This window comes from Microvirga tunisiensis (assembly GCF_009296175.1).
GTDB lineage: Bacteria > Pseudomonadota > Alphaproteobacteria > Rhizobiales > Beijerinckiaceae > Microvirga > Microvirga tunisiensis.
Map to the genome: position 1 here is coordinate 1 of NZ_VOSK01000398.1, position 5,020 is coordinate 5,020.

Consider the following 5,020-nt stretch of genomic DNA (forward strand, 5'->3'; position numbering starts at 1 on the left):
CCCAACAGCTCCAGCACCAACCGCTTCAGATCGGCGTTCGACAGGCCATCAAGATCCGGGGCCGGTGACATGCAGGGGATTGAATCAGAATTGTCGCTGCGCCGGAACCCCGACCCGCCAGCTCAGCCCGGACTTTTGCCAATGTTACGTTGCGGATTGGTCTGCACGATCTATCGGAAAGCCCCATTGACTGGGGTGTGTACCGCCGCCAGCAGAAGGTTGTACTCGCGCCGAAGAAGAAGCTTCTAAAGCACCAATCAGAAGCATTGGATGCTGTCGAAGGCGGGCTCAAGGATGCTGACCGTGGCAAGCTGATCATGGCCTGCGGAACCGGTAAAACATTCACCAGTCTGAAGATCGCAGAAAGATTAGCGGGCCAGGGCAAGATCGTTCTCTTCCTCGTCCCATCACTCGCCTTGATGTCCCAGAGTGTGCGCGAGTGGACCAATGATTCCGAAACTTTGTTGCGATCCTTCGCTGTCTGCTCAGACAGTCAGGTTGGCAAGCGTCGGAATGGGGATGATGTTGCTGACTTGGAGATCCATGATCTTGCATTTCCTGCCACGACCGACGCCAAGAAGCTGGTAGACAAGATCGCCCACCCAGCAGACGACCGGATGACCGTGGTCTTCTCGACCTACCAATCCATTCAGGTCATTTCAGATGCCCAGAAAAACCACGGATTGCCCGAGTTCGATCTGATTATCTGCGATGAGGCACATCGCACGACTGGTGCAGTCTTCTCGAATGGCGACGAATCCAACTTTGTGAAAATCCACCGGCAGGACTTCATAAGCGGCAAAAAGCGCCTCTATATGACTGCCACGCCACGTATCTTCGGCGATGCCGTGAAGACGAAAGCGAATGAGGCTTCCGTCGAACTCTGCTCAATGGACGACGCCACCCTGTACGGAGAGGTCCTGTTTCAACGGGGCTTCTCGTGGGCAGTTCAGAATGGGCTTCTGACCGACTACAAGGTGATCGTCCTGGCAGTAGACGAGGAGATGGTGAGCACAGGCGTTCAGAAGCGCCTGACCGACGCAAATAGCGAACTTTTGCTCGACGACGCAACCAAGATCATCGGATGCTATAAGGCGTTAACGAAGGCTGATCTGAAAGCCGATGTGACTTCCGACCCCCATCCTATGAAGCGGGCGATTGCCTTCTGCAAGGACATCCGAAGCTCAAAGCTAATCACGAACGAGTTCAAAGCGGTTGTCGAGGAGTACCTGGACGGCGGCAACGTCATGGATGGCTTCCCAGGTGACACGTACCAACTCGACTGCCAGTTGGAGCACGTCGATGGCACGTTTAATGCCAAAAGCAGAACACTGCTTCTCGACTGGCTAAAGGAGGATTCTGAGGGCGACACCTGCCGCATCCTTAGCAACGCCCGTTGTCTGTCAGAAGGTGTCGATGTCCCAGCACTCGATGCTATAATGTTCTTACATCCTCGAAAGTCCCAGATTGATGTCGTGCAGTCGGTTGGCCGGGTGATGCGGCGTGCCGAAGGCAAGAAGATGGGATACGTCATCCTGCCAGTGGGTATTCCTGCGGGTGTCTCGCCAGAGGAAGCCCTCAACAGTAACGAAAAGTACCGGGTTGTTTGGCAAATCCTGAACGCGCTCCGTGCCCACGACGACCGCTTCGATGCCACCATCAACAAAATGGACCTGGGCGTTGATGTGAGTGGTCATATCGAGATCGTTGCAGTCACAAACCAGCTACCGACGAAGACAACGGCGAAGCGGTCGGGCCTTGGGATTGGACGTGGCAGCGCGTCTGATGATGAAGTGTATGGGGATGACCCAGCAGCAGGTCAGCCGTCGCCTGTCCAAACCGCCTTTGTTTTCGACGAGTTCTCCTCAGGGAATAGCTCATTTTGAGGCAACTTATCGTGGCGAGCAGATTACGAGGGAGGATGTTTTCTACTACGTGTATGGCATTCTTCACTCCGAAGACTACCGTAGTCGGTATGCCGACAATCTGTCCAAGGAGATGCCGCGCATTCCATGCGTGCGTGGGGTTGAGGAGTTCTGGGCCTTCGTAGAGGCGGGCCGCACGCTCGCCGACCTCCACATCAATTACGAAAGCGTCGAGCCCTACACTGTGACCTACAAAGGGGGAGCGTTGTTCATGGAGGATCTCACCGACGCTGATTACCGAGTCGAAAAAATGAAGTTTGGCGGCAAAGGTAAGGACCGGAGTACCGTGATCTACAACAGCAGGATCACCATGACGAACATCCCGCTTGAAGCCTATGATTACGTCGTCAACGGCAAGCCTGCTCTGGAATGGGTTATGGAGCGGCAGGTCGTCAAAACCGACAAGGACAGCGGGATCATCAATGATGCAAACCAGTATGCCATCGAGACCGTTGGCGATCCGGCCTATCCCCTGAGATTATTCCAGCGGATGATCACGGTGAGCCTGGAAACTATGAAGATCGTTCGCTCGCTGCCGCCGCTTGAGATAGCGACTGGACCATCCACACAGGATCGAGTAGCCGCCGAATAGAGTGATCCCCATGCAGGGAAACAGCATGATTACGTCCTCTGGTCCGCGAGGCCGGACCATTCGTGTGTTTCTCGCTGACGGAACCCCGACTGGGATTCTGACAGCCGAGATAATGGCCTCATGGACTGGCAAGGCGATTGTCGCGCCACGATCCCGCCTTCCAGATCTGCTCTCGCGCCCCGAGGTTACGAGAACGGGCGTCTATGTTTTGTCAGGCCCAGATCCCAACGATCCTCTGCGGTCAAAGGTCTATGTCGGCGAGGCAGACAGCGTGAAGGCCCGCCTCGTGCAGCATAATGCGGACGAGGCGAAAGATTTCTTCAACCGAGTTCTGGTGATCGTCTCAAAGGACGAGAACCTCACCAAGGCTCATGCGCGTTTCTTAGAGAGTCGGCTTATCGCTCTCACCCAGGCGGCACGACGTGCCACCCTCGCCAATGGAACGGCTCCCGATTTCACACTTCTTGCGGAAGCAGATACGGCGGATATGGAGTTCTTCGTCGAGCAGATCAGCCTGATCCTCCCAATCCTAGGCTTCGACTTTGCTCAGCCACAGCCGACTATCTCCTCGTCCGCAAAGCCTGAAAGCGGACCGACACCGGTATTTGAGATGAACGCCGTTGGTGTAACAGCGAGAGCCGTCGAGACGGAAAGCGGATTCCTGGTTCTGAAAGGATCTACGGCACGGGCAAAGGGCAACGAATCATGGGACCGGTATCGCGACCTACGTGATCGCCTTCTGGGTGAAGGCCGCCTTATTCCGTCCAGTGACCCGAGCGTGCTCACCTTCGTCGAGGACGTGGCCTTTGCAAGTCCAAGCGCTGCGGCTGCGGTAGTATATGCCGGAAACATGAATGGGCGGATAGCGTGGAAGGTGGAGAGCACCGGTCAAACCTACAAGGACTATCAGGAGGCCCAGATCCAGCAGGTGGCCAATGAATGACCGGGCGATCCTCTCGAAAGCATTCGGGGGCGAGTTTTCCCCTAAATATCCGAATGACGAACCGGCAAGCGTTCTGCTGGAAAGGGTCAGGGCTGAAAGGACCCCGCAAGCAGAAACCGGCGTACGCGAAGCGGCGCTTCTGAAATCTAACAACCAGCGGAAGCGCGGGCATCTGCCTGCAGTTTAGACGCGAGTAGGTCGTTGAGGATCATGAAGCAAGATGTCACTTTTCGTGCTGCGGAACTAATTGAGCGGCGAGATGAGCTTGATGCAAAAATAAGGGAAATCGTTCTATCGCACCCATCTGGCTCGCCAGACTGCACCTTCATCGTCGTCAGAGTTCCGTCTTGTTTGGGCATCTCGGCTACCTTCTTGTGTATGGCGCGGCTCTCGGCCCTTGATGAGGCTTGCGAGTAAATGCGGGGCTTCATACGTTTTGAATCAAAGTTCTGCCAACAACAGGCTGATAAACTAAAAGAAAAGAGAAGAGACGATGCAGGCGTTAGGGGGTTTGGCGATCCTGATTGGTATCGCGTTGATCTACAAGCTTTACACCTTCCTTTCTGAGAACCCTGCTGTTGCTGTCGTTCTTGGCCTTGGGGTGGTCGCCCTCGTTTGGGCTTTAATCAAGGGCGCGGAGAAGCAAAAGCAGGAAGAGAATGAAAGCGCAAGAAGGAAGCACGAAAAGCTACTTTCTGTCACGCGGAGCGTTGCAGAAACGCATAAAAAGACGTTGTACATCCGGGAAAAGCAGACGGTTTATAAGGACGCGTATGGGGACTATAAATTCGACAGGTGGAACTCTGAGAAGAAGTACTTTATCAAGGAAAAAGTCTTCCCTGCGCTACTTGAAAGCGGTATCGAGCCGTTTAGTCTTGATGAAGATAGCTCTGTTTGGCTGGAATTAGAACGGGTTATTGACGCCACTGTTAGTGAATTTAGCTCCACACAGGTCGATCTCGTCGATTTTGATAACATATCGACTGGACAGGAATACGAAATAGTTTGCCAAGAAATTCTGGAAAATCTTGGATGGGCCGTGAATAACACTCCGACATCAGGTGATCAGGGGGCAGATCTCATTGCTGAGAAGGAAGGTTGCAGGTTAGCTATTCAATGCAAGTTCTATAGTAGCAGCGTTGGAAACAAGGCAGTTCAAGAGGTCGTTGCTGCAACAAGTTTCTATGTGGCAGATTTTGGTGTAGTAGTAAGCAACAACACCTTCACAAAGTCGGCAAGGCAGCTTGCAGTGTCGAATGGTGTCATTCTGATTCATCACGATGATCTTGAGAGCCTGGACGAGCTTGTTTCTAAGGCTGCGTAGCTATGCCTCCCGGTCGCTGCGCCTGTCTCGTATGACCATCGACCGAAGTCGTTCGGTGACAGTCTTTGAGACCTCGCGCTCTGACATCCGTTTTGTCAAATTTGACAAAACCCTCTCCGTTCCTGTTCCAAAAACCCTCTCGAACTCGGACCTCGCAAGCCCTTATTTTCCGGTCGTCCATGAAGCTGTTTCGGGCGTGGCGGAATACATCGGGCTTTACCTATCGGGTAACAGAC

The 5,020-nt window shown here is 53.8% G+C and carries 3 protein-coding genes and 2 pseudogenes; all 5 read left to right on the top strand.

Going from position 1 to position 5,020, the window contains the following annotated elements; translation table 11 throughout:
* Nucleotides 1-149: 149 nt before the first annotated feature.
* Nucleotides 150-1,763: pseudogene (locus FS320_RS37680) on the top strand (DEAD/DEAH box helicase family protein); the annotation flags it as partial.
* A 103-nt stretch (nucleotides 1,764-1,866) separates the two neighbouring features.
* Nucleotides 1,867-2,517, top strand: a pseudogene (locus tag FS320_RS51150) (type ISP restriction/modification enzyme); the annotation flags it as partial.
* A 112-nt stretch (nucleotides 2,518-2,629) separates the two neighbouring features.
* Entirely contained in the window at nucleotides 2,630-3,460 is an 831-nt protein-coding gene (locus FS320_RS37685; protein ID WP_244627646.1) for a GIY-YIG nuclease family protein, read from the top strand.
* Nucleotides 3,461-3,953: 493 nt separating this feature from the next.
* Nucleotides 3,954-4,784, top strand: coding sequence for a restriction endonuclease (locus FS320_RS37690; protein WP_152717406.1), 831 nt, complete (start codon nucleotides 3,954-3,956; stop codon nucleotides 4,782-4,784).
* A gap of 55 nt (nucleotides 4,785-4,839) precedes the next feature.
* On the top strand, nucleotides 4,840-5,020 hold a 181-nt coding region (locus FS320_RS47310), incomplete at its 3' end, for a hypothetical protein (protein WP_210252238.1).

Bases quoted from the DNA above. Each gene is read 5' to 3' on its own strand.
- FS320_RS37690 (WP_152717406.1), top strand. From the start codon at position 3,954: ATGCAGGCGTTAGGGGGTTTGGCGATCCTGATTGGTATCGCGTTGATC.
- FS320_RS37685 (WP_244627646.1), top strand. From the start codon at position 2,630: ATGGCCTCATGGACTGGCAAGGCGATTGTCGCGCCACGATCCCGCCTT.